Raw genomic sequence first — 15,445 nt, forward strand, 5'->3', positions numbered from 1 at the left:
CCCATCAGGGGAATTATTGTATGACGTTTTTTCGCTCAAATCCTGCAAAGGGCAATTAATCCCAAAAAACATTTTACTGATGCGTGTTTTTAGGGGATAAACAGCGCAAATTTTATCAGTCAGGAGGAGCAATGAGCCAACTCGATCTGGGAACACAGCAACTTGAGCTGGAGCGTTATCCCCAACAGGAAGAATCCACTCAACTGCAAGCGTGGGAAGCAGCAGACGAATATCTGCTGCAACAGTTGGAAAATATGGCCGTGGGTGAACGCCCGGTATTGATTTTCAACGATCATTTCGGTGCTTTAGTTTGTGCTCTGCATGCCCATAAGCCTTACAGTATCAGTGATTCATACATGAACCAGTTGGCAACGCGCCATAATCTGGGACTGAATGCGCTGGATATTGAGCAAGTCACGCTATTGGACAGCCTGGCTGAACTGCCCGCCAACCCGGCGGTAGTGCTGATCCGCGTTCCGAAAGCGCTGGCATTGCTGGAACAGCAACTCCGGGCGCTACGCAAAGTGGTAGCTCCCGATACGCTGATTATTGCCGGTGCCAAAGCGCGTGATGTGCATACATCTACGATGCAGGTGTTTGAGCGGGTGCTTGGCCCCACGCGCACCAGTCTGGCTTGGAAAAAGGCGCGCCTGATTTATTGTCAGGTAGCAGATATTGTGCCACCGCCCGCACCAGAAACCACCAACTGGCTGCTGGATGGCACAGATTGGTTGATCCACAATCATGCCAACGTGTTTTCCCGTGGTAGCCTGGATATCGGTGCACGTCTGTTCCTGGAACATTTACCGCAGGATCTGCACGGCCATATGGTCGATCTTGGCTGTGGCAACGGCATTATCGGCATGAAAGCGCTGGTACAAAATCCAGAAGCGCAGATGACTTTTGTCGATGAGTCTTACATGGCGGTGGCATCCAGCGAACTGAACGTGGCGCATAACCTGCCGCAGGAGAGGGCGCGCTGCCGGTTTGAGGTGAATAATTCACTGGCAGGCATTGAGCGCGAAAGCTTGCAGGCGGTGTTGTGCAATCCGCCCTTCCATCAGCAACATGCGATTACCGATCACACCGCTTGGCAGATGTTCTGCGATGCTAAGCGCTGCCTGCAAGCCGGTGGTGAATTGCGTATCGTTGGCAATCGTCATCTGGATTATTACCATAAGCTGAAGCGCTTGTTTGGCAACTGTACTACTTTGGCGTCTAACCAGAAGTTTGTGATCCTGAAAGCGGTCAAATCCGGCGCCCGGCGTTAATCCGTTGGTGGGCGCAGTTTCTTACTGCGCCCACGCTGTTACAGCGCCATTGCCAAGCGCGTACCTTGAGCGATAGCCCGGCGTGCATCCAGTTCGTCGGCAACGTCGGCCCCCCCAATCAGATGCACGGTTTTCCCCATGGCCAGCAGCGGTTGCAGCAGCTCACGGCGTGGCTCCTGGCCAGCACAGATCACAATCGTGTCCACCGGCAGGCACTTTTCCTTATCGAGACGCACGATATGCAATCCGTGCTCGTCAATGCGCTGATAGTGGACGCTGTTCAGCATCTTCACACCGCGCATTGTCAAACTGATGCGATGAATCCAACCGGTGGTTTTGCCCAACCCTTCACCCACTTTGCTGCTTTTACGTTGCAACAGAAATATCTGGCGTGGCACCGGCGGCACACCAGGCCCCTGATCGCTCAAACCGCCGCGCTGGTTAAGCTGTGAATCGATTCCCCATTCAAGGTTAAATGCCTGCTGATCCAGGCTACTGGCGGTGCCATGTTGGCTGAGATATTCGGCAGTATCGAAACCGATCCCCCCTGCGCCAATGATTGCCACCCGCTGCCCGACCGGTTTCTTGTCACGTAAAACATCGAGATAGCTCAACACGTTATCACGCTCAATGCCGGGAATATCTGGCAGACGCGGCACGATGCCGCAGGCGAGGATCACTTCATCGAAATCGACCAAATCCTCCGCATGCACTTTTCGCCCCAGTTGCAGCGTGATTTTCAGTAGCGCTAATTGGCGGCGGAAGTAACGCAGGGTTTCGTGGAACTCTTCCTTACCAGGGATCTGTTTGGCAATGTTGAATTGACCGCCGATCTCATTGGCGGCGTCGAATAGCGTCACCTGATGCCCACGGCTGGCGGCGGTGGTGGCAAATGCCAGCCCGGCAGGGCCAGCACCGACTACGGCCAGCCGTTTGGGGGTGTCTGCCGCCAGCAGCGGCATTTCGGTTTCGCGGCAGGCGCGTGGGTTCACCAAACAGGACGTCAGTTTGCCTTCGAAAACCTGATCCAGACAGGCTTGGTTACAGCCAATGCAGGTGTTGATTTCATCTGCACGGCCTTCGGCGGCTTTTTGTACAAAAGCCGCATCGGCCAGGAATGGGCGTGCCATGGAAATCATATCGGCACAGCCTTCTGCCAATACCTGTTCTGCTACCGCAGGATCGTTAATGCGGTTGGTGGCGATCAACGGAACCCCCACTTTACCCATCAGTTTGCGTGTTACCCAACTGAACCCGGCACGCGGCACCATGGTGGCAATGGTAGGAATTCGCGCTTCATGCCAGCCGATGCCGGTATTAATCAGGGTTGCTCCTGCCTGTTCAACGGCGACGGCGAGCTGCTCAATCTCCTGCCAATTAGAGCCATTCTCCACCAGATCAAGCATCGACAGGCGATAAATCAGAATAAATTCTGGCCCTACCGCTTGGCGCACGGCGCGCACAATCTCTACCGCAAAACGCATACGATTACTGAAGCTGCCACCCCATTCATCGTCGCGTTGGTTAGTGTGCGCTACCAGAAACTGGTTAATCAGATAGCCTTCAGAACCCATCACTTCCACGCCGTCATAGCCCGCTTGCTGCGCCAGTGCGGCGCAGTGGGCGAAATCGGCAATGGTTTGTGCAATTTCTTCTACCGTGAGTGCCTTGGGGGTGAATGGGGTGATAGGGGCTTGCAATGCGGAAGGTGCGACGGGCTGCGGTTGGTAGCTATAACGTCCGGCATGCAGGATCTGTAAGGCGATTTTACCACCCGCCTGATGGACAGCATCGGTGACGGTGCGGTGATTTGCCACCTGCTGTGGCCGGTTCAGGGTGGCAGCGCCGTGATGTACCACTCCCTTTTCATTAGGCGCGATGCCGCCGGTCACGATCAGTGCGACGCCCGCAGCGGCGCGTTCGGCATAAAATGCGGCCAGGCGCTCTGGGCCATTGGGAAGTTCTTCCAGACCTGTGTGCATCGATCCCATCAGCACCCGGTTTTTCAAGGTGGTGAAGCCGAGATCTAGCGGCGCCAGCAGGCGGGGGTATGCGCTCATTGCAGTCTCCATCGGGTATACCCGTCATCTTTCAAGCCGTAGCACTATTGCGCCTTTGCCGCCTGACTGTAACTTGAAATCCATAAGGTATATATCGTTATAGTTATTGGTGGGGATTAGGTGGTCGGATGAGCTAAATTTAGCTGCTGTTCGCCGTCTTGGGAATTAAGGATGTGCTGAATGTGATAGATGTCATGAATCTTTGCGTCATTGTTGCTGGATTAACCCATTCACTATTTAGCCGATTTTGTTATGGATTACTGGGGGGGCTATACGATGTCGGTGATATCAGGATTTCAAGACGGTGTAGCTTTGCCTCTCTTGGCGAAGGATTTCTGTTTTAACCTGACTCAGATCTATACTTAGGATCGTTTTGGTGATTTTGAGATCTTTGATATGACACCAGTGGTTAAAGCCGCCGAGGTAATTTATTACAACGGCACTCTCTTCACGGCAGATGCCGCCAACCAGGTTTGCAGTGCAATGGCGATAGGGCAAGGATACATTCTTGCCATAGGGGATGATGAGCAAGTGCTGGCGCTTGCAACACCCGCGACCGAGCTTATCGATCTGAACGGTAAAATGATGATGCCGGGCCTGATCGACAGCCATATGCATCCATTCTGGGGCGGCAAACAGCTCAAAGGGTGCAGTTTGCAGTATGCAGCGCTGACGGTGGAGCAGACGTTGCAGCATATTCAGGCGCATCTGGACAAGTATCCGGCTCATGACGACGAATGGCTGACGGTGCGGGCCTGGCAGCGCCAGGCGATGATCCCGGTTGGGGCAGACATGAGCCGCAAGCTGCTGGATACCTTGAATACCCGCCGCCCGGTAGCGCTGTTTTCCAACGATTGCCATACCTTGGCTGCCAACAGCCGTGCGCTGGAAATGCTGGGGATTGATGAAAATACTCCGGTGCCAACAGACGGCAAGATTGCCCGCGCTGCTGATGGCCAACTGACGGGGATTCTGGAGGATGCTCCAGCCATGCGCGCTTTCGACAGCATCCCTTCCGGCACGGCGGAACAGAACGTCCAGATAGCGGCTCATGTGCAGCAGGTGCTGCATGCTCAAGGGGTAACCACGGTGATGGATACCCGAGTGTTCGCTGAACAGTTGGCCGCTTTCGCTGCGTTGCGCGATCAAGGCGCACTGACGCTGCGCATCCTCGGTGCCAAAGAAGTGACGCCAGATAGCGTGCAAGGGCCGGAAGATGCCGCGCGTGCGGTGCAGGAAGTGGTCGCTTTCGCCAAACAGTGGGGCGATAAAACCTGGGGGCCGCAGGCCGGGATTGCCGTTGACCATCTGAAGCTGTTCGTTGATGGGGTATTGCAACCCCCAACGATGACCGCTGCGTTGCTGGAGCCTTATCGTGAACACCATGGTGAAGGAAAAAGTGAACGCTATGGCGATCTCTACTTCACTACGCCAGTGCTGAATGCGCTGATGGTTGAATGTGGCCGTGCTGGCCTGCACCCACATACTCATACGGTCGGTGACGGGGCCATTGAGCAGGTGCTGGATGCGGTTGAACTGATGCGTGCAGCCTGCCCCGGCAAGGATATCCGCCCCGGTTTGGCACACAACGAACTGGTGGCGGCTCATCAGTATGCGCGGTTTGCTGCTTTAGGGGCGACGGCGGTGTTGTCATTCCAATGGGCGGGTTTACCGGCTGTCTTGATTGACGAAGAACGGGAAATGCTGGGGGAAGAACGTTTCCCACATCTGGAACCGGCAGCACGTTTTCTGGATGCCGGGGCGCGCGTGGCCTATGGCAGCGACTGGCCGATCGATCGGCTGGACGAATGGTATAACTTGCAGGTGGGGATGACTCGCCGTGCCTGGGACAGCGCAGGTAATCCTGCCGGGCCATGTTTGGAGAATGATCGCTGCTTGACATTGATCGAGACATTGCGCGCCGCAACCATTGATGCCGCTTATATGATTGCGAAAGAGCAATATATCGGTTCGCTTGAAGTGGGTAAATTGGCTGATGCGATAGTCCTGTACCAAAACCTGTTCGAGCAACCCGCAGAGGCGATATACCAAACTCGCGTCGAACGGACGCTGGTGGGCGGGCAGGTGGTTTATCAGGCATAACATTCAATCGGATAAAAGCGGTAAAGATTCACCGCTTTTATGATTGTAATTACAATAAATCAACGGGCTGGAATGCCGTATTACCTTATTCCAGCCCGATGGTAGAAAACAAAAACTGAAAGCCTCTTGTTAACTTCCACGGCCGCCTTTCTTGTGCCAGAATTCGTCCCTTGTTTTTTGCCGTAGCCAATAGATTTCAAGGTAGGCAAAACTGAACAAATCCTTGTGTCCTGCGGTGAAGAGATTCTGCTTTTGCAGGATGAAGGAGAAAACACGGATTAATGGCGCTGGTTTGTGCCAGGAGATGATACGGCAATGCCACAACACATTCAGTTGCAACGAGTTCTTAAAACCCCAGCCCTGGTCGCGTTTGGGCTTGCCTATATGGTGCCGCTGGGCGTATTTACCACCTATGGTCAGGTGACCGTTTTGAGTCAGGGCCATCTGCCTGTCGCTTATCTGGTGACCATTGTCACCATTCTTTTTACTGCTTTGAGCTATTGCCGGATGACCAACGCAATGCCGTTGGCGGGATCGGCGTATTCTTATGTACAGCGTAGCTTCGGTGGTAAAACCGGTTTCCTGGTTGGCTGGGCACAGATTCTTGATTATCTGTTCTTGCCGATGCTGAACTATCTGGTTTTAGGTATCTTCTTGCACGAAGCATTTCCGGCGATCCCGGCTTATGTGTTTATTCTGGCTTCCATCGTCAGCGTCAGCCTGTTGAATATTCTCGGCGTGCGCCTGCTGAACTCTGTCAACTTCACGCTGATTGCGTTACAGATGGTGTTCATCGTGCTGTTTATTGCCCTGGCATTCAGCGACGCCGATCTCAGCCCGGCATCGCTGATGAAACCCTTGCTGGTGGATGCGGGTAATTTTTCTGGCCTGATTGCCGGCGCTGCGGTGTTGTGCCTGGCTTTTCTGGGGTTTGATGCCATTGCCACCATGGCTGAAGAGGCCGCCGATGCCAAGCGCACGCTGCCGCGCGCCATTCTGATCACCGTTATCAGCGCTGGCGCTATTTTTGTTGCGGTGTCTTATGCCGCACACCTGGCTTATCCTGATTGGCAGTCGCTGATCCCTTATCAGGATACCGCCAGCCTGATTATCTCGGAGCATGTGGGCGGGAAGTGGATGTATAACTTCTTTATGGCCACCTACCTGACCGGGGTTTACGCTTCTTCAATGACTGCACAAACCGGCGTCTCGCGCATCTTCTATGCGATGGGGCGTGAAGGCGTGCTACCGCGCAGGGTGTTTTTCCATCTTCATGCCCGTTTCCATACGCCGTGGCGCGCGATTGTGTTTGTGGCGATCATTTCCCTGTTGGCGTTGTGGATGGAGCTAAGCATGGTGGTATCGATGATTAGCTTTGGGGCGCTGGGGGCGTTTACCTTTGTTAACCTCAGCGTAATCAAACACTTTTTGGTGAACGAAAAACGCCGTGGGCTAAGTGCGTTTTTCAATTACGGCCTGCTACCGCTGCTCGGCTTTGCCATGTGTGTCTGGTTATGGTTCAACCTGGATTTAGAAGCGCTGAAAGTCGGTTTTACCTGGTTATTTGCCGGTTTTCTGTATTTACTGTGGTTGACCAAAGGGATGCGCCAGGATCCCCCTTCTGTTAGCCATGATGATATTTCTCATCTGATGGATTAAGTTGTGCATGTTCTTCAAAGGTGGCCCATAGGGCCACTTTTTTATTAACTTTCCTGCGAATAAATGCATTCCAGCAGCACGCTGAACGCCGCCGCCATCTGCTCTTCCGGTACACAGGCAAACCCCATCAACAGACCACGCCGGGCGTTAGGCAGCATGTAATAGCGCGACAGTGCACGAACCAGTACTCCGCGCGTGCTGGCCGCAGCGGCAATGGCGACATCGTCGGCATGGTTGGGCAGATTGAGGATCAGGTGCAACCCGGCATTGCTGTTGAACTCGCTCAAGGCCTGTTTACCCAAATGCTGCTCAATCAGTGTGGTAAGGAAGGTGCGGCGTTTGGCATACAGCAGGCGCATACGGCGGATATGGGCCGTGTAGTGGCCTTCTTGAATAAACTGCGCCAATGCTGCTTGAATCAGCAGATGGCCACCGCGATACAGCTCGGCATGGGCGATTTTGAATTCATTCATCAACGGTTTTGGCAGCACGACATAGCCCAGGCGCAGGGCGGGATATAATGTTTTACTGAATGTGCCGATATAAATTACCGGTGCATCTGCCTCCAACCCCTGCAATGCCGGGATCGGTTGACCAGAAAAGCGGAATTCACTGTCATAGTCATCCTCCACGATCCAGGCGCCCGCATTACGTGCCAACGCCAGCAGCCGCTGCCGCCGTGCCAGGCTCATCACCGATCCGAGTGGATACTGGTGCGAAGGGGTGACGAAAATCAAGCGTGGCGTACCGGCAGCCTGTTCCGCTGGCACCATACCGGCTTCATCCACTTCGCACGGGCAGATATTCACATCATTTATCCGCAGAATATTGCGAATTCCCCAGTAACCCGGTTCCTCGATCCAGGCGTTATCGCCGGGGTTGCACAGCATACGGGTCACCAGGTCAATAGCTTGATGAATACCTTCGGTAATCAGGATCTGCTCCGGCGAGCAACGTACTGAGCGCGCTACGCGCAGATAATCCACCAATGCATGTTGTAATTCGGGGCTGCCACCCTGGTTGCTGTAGGTTAAGCGTTGCGGCGTGGGGCGGCGGCTGATGCGGGCCTGGATCTTGCTAAAGACCTGATGTGGGAAGGCATTGACATCGGGAACACCGGGAATAAAAGCTCCCCATTGTTTCGGGCTGGCACTGGCGTGATGCAGCAGCGTGGCTCCGCGTTTTGATAGTTCAACGCGCCGTTGTTCACCATTATCGCCAACCGGATAGTTGGCGGTGGATAAAAAGCTATCGGGCACGGTTTCTGCGACGAAGGTTCCACTTCCTTGGCGCGAATACACATATCCTTCTGCCAGTAGTTGTTCGTAAACCGTTAACACCGTGTTGCGTGACAAACTGAGTTCCTGTGCCAGATCGCGCGAAGCGGGCAGGCGGCTGGAGGGCGGCAGGCTGCCATCCAGAATGCTGATGCGGATCGCATTATACAGCCGCTTATGCAGCTTATCATCGGGCTGTTCGCCGAGGCGTTGCAGCAACAGGTCACCACTCAATGAACGCAATTGGCCCCCTCAATTAAACGTAACTGGCACTCGATTATAGAGCCACATTCTGTGTAAATAAACATCATTGTTTCGCACTTGTGAACCACTTTGACAACCGGCATGTTTCGGAGAGAACGGTATGAAAAACGCAGAACTGAATCAACGTCGTCTGGCTGCCACCCCGCGTGGCATTGGTGTGATGTGTGGTTTTTACGCAGAGCGGGCAGAAAATGCCACGTTGTGGGATGTGGAAGGGAATGAGGTCATCGATTTTGCTGCGGGTATTGCCGTGCTCAATACCGGCCACCGCCACCCGAAAGTGATTGCTGCGATTGAAAAGCAGCTCAACGCTTTTACTCATACCGCTTATCAAATCGTCCCTTATGAAAGCTATATTGCGCTGGCAGAGCGTATCAACCAGCGCGCGCCTATTGAAGGGGCTTGTAAAACCGCCTTTTTCACCACCGGAGCAGAAGCGGTAGAGAACGCGGTGAAAATTGCCCGTGCTTATACTGGCCGCCCAGGGGTGATCACCTTCGGCGGTGGTTTCCATGGCCGTACCTACATGACGATGGCTTTGACCGGCAAAGTGGCACCTTACAAACTGGGGTTTGGCCCGTTCCCTGGTTCGGTGTTCCATGGCCAGTATCCAAATGCGCTGTATGGCGTGAGTACCGAAGACGCCATGAACAGCCTGGAGCGTATTTTTAAAGCCGATATCGATGCCAAACAGGTGGCGGCGATTGTGCTGGAACCGGTGCAGGGGGAAGGCGGTTTCAATATTGCGCCGCCTGAATTTATGCAGGCGTTGCGTGCGCTGTGCGATCAACAGGGTATTCTGTTGATCGCTGATGAAGTGCAGACCGGTTTTGCGCGTACCGGTACGCTGTTTGCGATGGAACACTACACAGTAAAACCCGATCTGATCACCATGGCGAAAAGCCTGGCAGGGGGGATGCCGCTATCGGCGGTGGCGGGCCGTGCCGAGGTGATGGATGCTCCGGCTCCAGGGGGGCTGGGTGGCACTTATGCTGGTAATCCACTGGCCGTTGCTTCGGCATTAGCCGTGTTGGAGGTGATCGAAGAAGAGCAACTATGCCAGCGCTCGCAGCGCTTGGGCCAGCATTTGGTGGAAGTGCTACAGCAGGCGCGCAAACATTGCCCGGCAATTGCCGATATTCGTGCCAAGGGTTCGATGGTGGCCGTGGAGTTCAACGATCCAGCCACCGGCAAACCGTCGCCGGAATTTACTCGTCAGGTACAACAAAAAGCTCAAGAGGAAGGGTTATTGCTGCTGAGCTGCGGTGTGAATGGCAACGTTATTCGCTTCCTTTACCCGCTGACCATTCCTGATGCCCAGTTCAACCAGGCACTGGCAATCCTTTCCCGTGCGCTGGTTCATTAAGGAGCAAAATTCATGAAATTACAAAACCCAGAGTTGTTGCGTAGCCGATGTTTGATTAACGGGGAATGGTGTGAGGCACAGAGTGGCAAGCGTGAAGCGGTGATCAACCCAGCCACCGGCGAGGAATTGATCACGGTTCCCCTTATCAGCGCTGAAGAAACCCAGCAAGCCATTAGCGCGGCGCAGCAGGCACAGATTGGCTGGAAACAACTGACGGCCAAACAGCGTTCCGCACTGTTGCTGGCTTGGGCCAACAACATCATGGCGGCCCAAGAGGATTTGGCGCAATTGATGACCGCCGAGCAAGGGAAACCGTTGGCAGAGGCGCGTGGTGAAGTGGCGTATGCCGCTTCGTTTATCACCTGGTTTGCCGAAGAAGCCAAGCGTGTTGATGGCGCGGTATTACAGGCGCCGTTGGCTTCGCAGCGGTTGGTGGTGGTTAAGCAGCCGATTGGCGTCTGTGCGGCGATTACCCCGTGGAACTTCCCGGCCGCGATGATCACCCGCAAGGCTGCTCCGGCGCTGGCGGCGGGTTGCACCATGATCGTCAAACCGGCGGAACAGACACCGTTGACCGCCCTGGCGCTGGCGAAGCTGGCGCAGGATGCCGGTATTCCAGCCGGTGTGTTGCAGGTGGTGACCGGCGAAGCTGCACAGGTGGGTAAAGTGCTGTGCGATAGCCCGGTGGTGCGCAAATTGAGCTTTACCGGTTCGACCGAAGTGGGGCGCATTCTGATGGCGCAGTGCGCACCGACAATTAAAAAGCTTTCGCTGGAGCTGGGGGGGAATGCTCCGGTGATCGTGTTTGATGATGCCAATCTGGATGCCGCAGTGGCTGGCATTATGGCGTCAAAATTCCGCAACAGCGGCCAGACCTGTGTGTGTGCTAACCGAATCTACGTGCAGGACAGTATCTATGATCGCCTGGTGGAAAAACTGGTGGCTGCGGTTGAGCAACTGAAGGTGGGTGACGGCACGCAGGAAGGCATCACTCAGGGGCCGCTGATCGACCAAGGCGCGGTGGAAAAAGTGCAGAGCCACATTGATGATGCCTTGATCAAAGGGGCGCATATTGCCACTGGTGGGCAGCCGCATGCGCTGGGCCGTACTTTCTTCCAACCCACGGTGGTCACTGGGGTGACGCAGCAGATGAGTTTTGCCAAAGAAGAAACCTTCGGCCCGGTTGCTCCCCTGTTCCGTTTCCATGATGAAGCGGAAGCTATCGCCATGGCTAACGATACTGAATTCGGTCTGGCGGCCTATCTCTTCACCCAGAATGCCGCTCGTCAGTGGCGCGTACCGGAAGCGTTGGAATACGGCATGGTAGGGATCAACACCGGCTTAATTTCCAACGAAGTGGCACCGTTTGGCGGTGTTAAGCAGTCGGGGCTGGGGCGTGAAGGGTCACGTTACGGGATTGAGGAATATCTGGAACTGAAATACTTGTGCATTGATGTGAGCCATTAACTTCTGGGTTTCAGCCGATCCTGGTGGTGGGGGCTACCGGGGCGCGTTGTTTATCCCTGCCATACGGCAAGAAGTGAGGTTGTTTCTCAACGTTGAGAACGGCGGCGCTGTGGCCGCCGATTTTTAACCCCGCACTTTCTTCGCCAGGGCCAGCCAGGCTTGTACCGAAGGGCGCTGCCATTGCCGTTGTGCGTAACGGCAGAGATGCTCCGGCACGTCATCACCATGTATCACCAGCCGATTGAGCATTAGAGCCAGATCGGTATCAGCGATGCACCACTCTCCAAATAGATGCTCTTGGTCATGGCCCAGTAGTTTTTCCACTGCCGCGATCAGCTTTTGTGCCGCCTGCTGGGCTGCGGCGCTCAGTGGGGCGAATTTCCCATGGTTAAATATCACCGTAGTGGGGCGTTCCATGCGCAATGGCAAGAGATCGCTGCGCAGCCAAGCCTGTACCTCACGCGCCTTTGCGCGTTGTTTGGCATCGCGCGGGTAAACCGGATAGGCGGGATGAATATCTTCCAGATACTCATCAATGGCGGAAGATTCAGAAAGATGGAAATCATCCATCACCAGCGTGGGGACTCGGTGTGTCAGCGATAGAGCACCGTAGGCTTGGCCGTTATTTTCCCCCAATGATAAATCCACCGGTTTGAGGGTAAATGGAATCCCCTTTTCGGTCAGAGTGATAAATGCCGACATCGCGTAGGGGCTGAAAAAATCTGCATCTGTGTAAAGTACGGTGGCCGATGGATTCATAGGTGCTCCTGATAGTTGAGAGAAGCTGAAATCATTGGTGAAAAAGAAAACCGAATCAAGGGACTGCGCTGATGATAAAAAGTAATGGGGCATTAGGCTGGTTAATGGCCTGATGTTGATTACTGATCATTGACTAACACAATGCCTAGCCGATCGATCAGGCCGACAATCTGCTGGCTATCCAGTTGTACCCCTTCCAGATCAACCTGGCGGATATCCAGTTCACCTAATTGTGAACCGGTAAGATTGCAATGATTGAACGTGGCTGCCCGCCAGTCGAAGTGATTGAATTCGCCGCCGGAAAGGTCTGAACCGATAAACGTGGCACCGAGCACGTTGGCATCGTTCCAGCGGTTTTCCCACAGTTCACATTTTTCCAGCACCACTTTGGAGAAGTTGGCATAGCTCAGGTTACTTTTGGTGATGAAGGCGCTGCAAAAATAGGTATGTTGCGAAATCATGTTCATAAAGTTGGCGCCGCGGAAATCGGCCCCTTGCACTTTACATTCGCGGATCTCCAAGCCTAATGCGTTGGTATTCCTGAAATCTGCCAAAGACAGATCGCAGCTTTTGAAGCTGGCATCTTTCAGTACCGCACGATTGAAGGAACAGCCAAGCTGCGTGGTTTCATCATAGAACAGGCAGCCGATAAACTGAGTATCGGTCAGGTCGGCACCCGAGAAATCACAATTAAGAAATTTGCCATTAGTAATCGTTTCACCGCGAAACCGGTCACGCTCGATCCGTGTAGCTTGCAGGATTATCGGTTGCATCGTTTTACCTGTTTTTATGGGGTTTTCCTCATCCCTTCAAAGCTCGCACTCGAATTATTGAGGGGGATAGAGGGGGTTATGATGGTCAGTTCTATTTTATCAACTTAGCCACATAAGGAAGATTGCGGTATTTATTTCCCCAAGGCATGCCATAACCGATCAGCAGATCATCATTTTCCATCTCAAGGGCATAGTACTGCTTGACAGGGATATTGACACGACCTGGCTTTACAAACAGCACGGCAACTGCAACTGATGCAGGAGAGTAATTTTCAGAAATGAATTCAACTAAGCGCTGCATTGTTCCGCCTGATTCAATCGCATCATCGATGATAATGACATTTTTATCACGTATATCGATGTTATTGTGGTAAACAATGTCTGAGCTGTTATTTCTGTCTCCTGGCGTGTGCGGGCAGGAAATATAATCCATGCAGATATCGAAGTTCAGGCGGCGTGTCAGATCCGCGGTAAAGAGGGTGCCGCCCGGTACGACCGTAATAACGACCGCTTCGTTAAAATCCTGGTTTAGCTGTGTTGCAACCTTATCGACCCCTTCAGCAATCGCGGCTGTGGACAGAACCATGTCACCAATATGTTCATCTTTCATCAGCTTTTCCTTCAAGTCGCTAATATCTTGTTTACTGACATATATACGCTATGGTACGCCGATAATCTATTTTCAGCCGCTCAACGAGAGACGCTGATAATCTGCCATCCGTTGCCAAACGGGCATGACCTTCACCAATGATTTTCAATCCTGCGGAATCACCCAACAGATGCGTTATGTCACCTTGAGTAGGCGTTTTAACGCTGACGTTGGCTGGTTTTTCTCATGGTATTGCTAAAGAAAACATCCCCCCTTTGGCATGATGAAATCCCTTGCAGAATAAGTGCATATAAATCATTATTGAAACGGTATTTCACTTCTATTCTGTAGGCCACTCCTTGAACTTACACATGGCACTGCGCCAGAGCGTTGCGAAAACGCATTGGTATGCCAAACGAAAAAGCTATCGGGTGCTCTTTTGGCGCGAGATCACCCCGTTGGCGTTGCCTATCTTTTTAGAAAATACCTGCGTATTGCTGATGGGGGTACTGAGTACTTTCCTGGTGAGCTGGCTCGGTAAAGAGTCGATGGCGGGTGTTGGCTTGGCAGACAGCTTCAACATGGTGATCATGGCCTTTTTTGCCGCCGTCGATCTGGGGACTACGGTGGTGGTAGCCTTTAGCCTCGGCACGCGGGATCGCAAGCGGGCCAGGGCGGCGGCGCGTCAGTCGCTGGTGCTGATGACCGCAGTGGCATTGTTCTTGGCCGTGGGTATCCATCTGGCGGGTGAACAGATTATTAATGTGATTGCGGGGGAAGCAACGCCCGAGGTAAAAGCACTGGCCCTGTCTTATTTGCAGACGACGGTATGGAGTTACCCGGCGGCGGCGATTGCGTTGATCGGCAGTGGCGCTTTACGTGGGGCAGGGAATACCAAGATCCCCCTGCTGATCAACGTTGGCATGAATATCCTCAATATTCTGATCAGCAGCGTGCTGATTTATGGTCTGTTTAGTTGGGATGGGCTGGGTTTTGTCGGCGCGGGTCTGGGGTTGACCATTTCCCGTTATCTTGGCGCTATCGGTATTATTTATGTGCTGATGGTGGGTTTTAACCCAGCGTTGCATATTACGTTGAAGAGTTATTTTACCCCACTGAACGGCAGTATCCTGCGAGAGGTATTGGGTATTGGGCTCCCTGCCAGTATCGAGTCGGTGCTGTTTAGCTGCGGAAAATTGCTGACGCAGGTGTTTGTTGCCGGGATGGGAACCAACGTCATTGCCGGTAACTTTATTGCTTTTTCTATTGCCGCACTGATTAACCTGCCGGGTAGCGCTTTGGGGTCGGCTTCAACCATTATTGTTGGCAGGCGCTTGGGTAAAGGGCAGATTGCGCAGGCGGAAAAACAACTGCGTTATGTATTTTGGTTGTCGACCATCGGGTTGACGATATTGGCCTGGGGAACTGCGCCGTTCGCCGGGTTATTTGCCTCTTTCTATACTCAGGAAGAGGACGTTAAAGACGTTGTGAAAATACTGGTCTGGCTTAATGCGGCATTTATGCCGATTTGGGCGGCTTCCTGGGTATTACCTGCCGGGCTGAAAGGTGCCCGCGATGCCCGCTTTACTATGTGGGTTTCCATGTTGGGTATGTGGGGCTGTCGCGTAGTTGCCGGTTATACCCTGGGGGTGCTGCTCGGCATGGGGGTGATCGGCGTCTGGCTGGGGATGTTCTCAGACTGGGCTGTGCGTGGGGCATTCTTCTATTGGCGCATGGCAAGCGGGCGCTGGTTGTGGAAATATCCGCGTATCAAGAAAAACCTGGCTGAATAAGCAATCACTTTCGATACCGGTGAATTCAACATGTAGCCAGGTTTTTGGGCCGATATTTTCAGCA

11 protein-coding genes are annotated in these 15,445 nt (G+C 53.5%); 6 read left to right on the forward strand and 5 right to left on the reverse strand.

Annotated features, from left to right (window positions below; translation table 11 throughout):
* The first annotated feature begins 131 nt into the window (after positions 1-131).
* Positions 132-1,271 carry a 23S rRNA (guanine(1835)-N(2))-methyltransferase RlmG gene (rlmG, locus tag Z042_RS07085; RefSeq protein WP_024911148.1) on the forward strand — a complete coding sequence of 380 codons (1,140 nt, stop codon included), beginning with the start codon at positions 132-134 and terminating at the stop codon, positions 1,269-1,271.
* Positions 1,272-1,309: 38 nt separating this feature from the next.
* On the opposite strand, the gene Z042_RS07090 is transcribed toward rlmG, so the two are convergent.
* Positions 1,310-3,331: an oxidoreductase gene (locus Z042_RS07090; RefSeq protein WP_024911149.1), complete on the reverse strand. Its 2,022-nt coding sequence runs from the start codon at positions 3,329-3,331 to the stop codon at positions 1,310-1,312.
* Positions 3,332-3,727: 396 nt separating this feature from the next.
* Between Z042_RS07090 and Z042_RS07095 the strand changes: the two genes are divergently transcribed.
* Together Z042_RS07095 and Z042_RS07100 are read left to right on the forward strand one after the other, a co-directional pair.
* Positions 3,728-5,434 (forward strand): amidohydrolase, encoded by a 1,707-nt coding sequence (locus Z042_RS07095; RefSeq protein ID WP_024911150.1) that lies wholly within the window; start codon positions 3,728-3,730, stop codon positions 5,432-5,434.
* Positions 5,435-5,749: 315 nt separating this feature from the next.
* On the forward strand, positions 5,750-7,093 hold the full coding sequence (locus Z042_RS07100) for an APC family permease (protein WP_024911151.1): 1,344 nt from the start codon (positions 5,750-5,752) through the stop codon (positions 7,091-7,093).
* A 44-nt stretch (positions 7,094-7,137) separates the two neighbouring features.
* On the opposite strand, the gene pdxR is transcribed toward Z042_RS07100, so the two are convergent.
* On the reverse strand, positions 7,138-8,613 hold the full coding sequence (pdxR, locus tag Z042_RS07105) for a MocR-like pyridoxine biosynthesis transcription factor PdxR (protein WP_024911152.1): 1,476 nt from the start codon (positions 8,611-8,613) through the stop codon (positions 7,138-7,140).
* A 121-nt stretch (positions 8,614-8,734) separates the two neighbouring features.
* Here pdxR and Z042_RS07110 point away from each other — a divergent pair, with 121 nt between their 5' ends.
* On the forward strand, positions 8,735-10,000 hold the full coding sequence (locus tag Z042_RS07110) for a 4-aminobutyrate--2-oxoglutarate transaminase (protein ID WP_024911153.1): 1,266 nt from the start codon (positions 8,735-8,737) through the stop codon (positions 9,998-10,000).
* A 12-nt stretch (positions 10,001-10,012) separates the two neighbouring features.
* Positions 10,013-11,467, forward strand: a complete 1,455-nt coding sequence (locus tag Z042_RS07115; protein ID WP_024911154.1) for an NAD-dependent succinate-semialdehyde dehydrogenase — start codon at positions 10,013-10,015, stop codon at positions 11,465-11,467.
* A gap of 123 nt (positions 11,468-11,590) precedes the next feature.
* Here Z042_RS07115 and yfcF read toward each other — a convergent pair whose 3' ends face one another.
* The 3 genes from yfcF to Z042_RS07130 form a co-directional block, all read right to left on the reverse strand.
* Positions 11,591-12,226, reverse strand: coding sequence for a glutathione transferase (gene yfcF / locus Z042_RS07120; protein WP_024911155.1), 636 nt, complete (start codon positions 12,224-12,226; stop codon positions 11,591-11,593).
* A 119-nt stretch (positions 12,227-12,345) separates the two neighbouring features.
* The gene (locus Z042_RS07125) at positions 12,346-12,999 is read right to left on the reverse strand and encodes a Qnr family pentapeptide repeat protein (protein WP_024911156.1); all 654 of its coding nucleotides are present in this window, start codon (positions 12,997-12,999) and stop codon (positions 12,346-12,348) included.
* Positions 13,000-13,090: 91 nt separating this feature from the next.
* Positions 13,091-13,609, reverse strand: a complete 519-nt coding sequence (locus Z042_RS07130; RefSeq protein ID WP_024911157.1) for a phosphoribosyltransferase — start codon at positions 13,607-13,609, stop codon at positions 13,091-13,093.
* Positions 13,610-13,947: 338 nt separating this feature from the next.
* On the opposite strand from Z042_RS07130, the gene Z042_RS07135 reads away from it, so the two are divergent.
* Entirely contained in the window at positions 13,948-15,381 is a 1,434-nt protein-coding gene (locus Z042_RS07135) for an EmmdR/YeeO family multidrug/toxin efflux MATE transporter (protein WP_024911158.1), read from the forward strand.
* The last annotated feature ends 64 nt before the right edge of the window (positions 15,382-15,445 follow it).

It is taken from the genome of Chania multitudinisentens RB-25 (assembly GCF_000520015.2).
Lineage (GTDB): Bacteria > Pseudomonadota > Gammaproteobacteria > Enterobacterales > Enterobacteriaceae > Chania > Chania multitudinisentens.

Excerpts from the sequence above, each read along its gene's own strand:
- rlmG (WP_024911148.1), top strand. The coding sequence starts at position 132 with ATGAGCCAACTCGATCTGGGAACACAGCAACTTGAGCTGGAGCGTTAT.
- Z042_RS07090 (WP_024911149.1), bottom strand. The coding sequence starts at position 3,331 with ATGAGCGCATACCCCCGCCTGCTGGCGCCGCTAGATCTCGGCTTCACC.
- Z042_RS07095 (WP_024911150.1), top strand. The coding sequence starts at position 3,728 with ATGACACCAGTGGTTAAAGCCGCCGAGGTAATTTATTACAACGGCACT.
- Z042_RS07100 (WP_024911151.1), top strand. The coding sequence starts at position 5,750 with ATGCCACAACACATTCAGTTGCAACGAGTTCTTAAAACCCCAGCCCTG.
- Z042_RS07110 (WP_024911153.1), top strand. The coding sequence starts at position 8,735 with ATGAAAAACGCAGAACTGAATCAACGTCGTCTGGCTGCCACCCCGCGT.
- Z042_RS07115 (WP_024911154.1), top strand. The coding sequence starts at position 10,013 with ATGAAATTACAAAACCCAGAGTTGTTGCGTAGCCGATGTTTGATTAAC.
- yfcF (WP_024911155.1), bottom strand. The coding sequence starts at position 12,226 with ATGAATCCATCGGCCACCGTACTTTACACAGATGCAGATTTTTTCAGC.
- Z042_RS07125 (WP_024911156.1), bottom strand. The coding sequence starts at position 12,999 with ATGCAACCGATAATCCTGCAAGCTACACGGATCGAGCGTGACCGGTTT.
- Z042_RS07130 (WP_024911157.1), bottom strand. The coding sequence starts at position 13,609 with ATGAAAGATGAACATATTGGTGACATGGTTCTGTCCACAGCCGCGATT.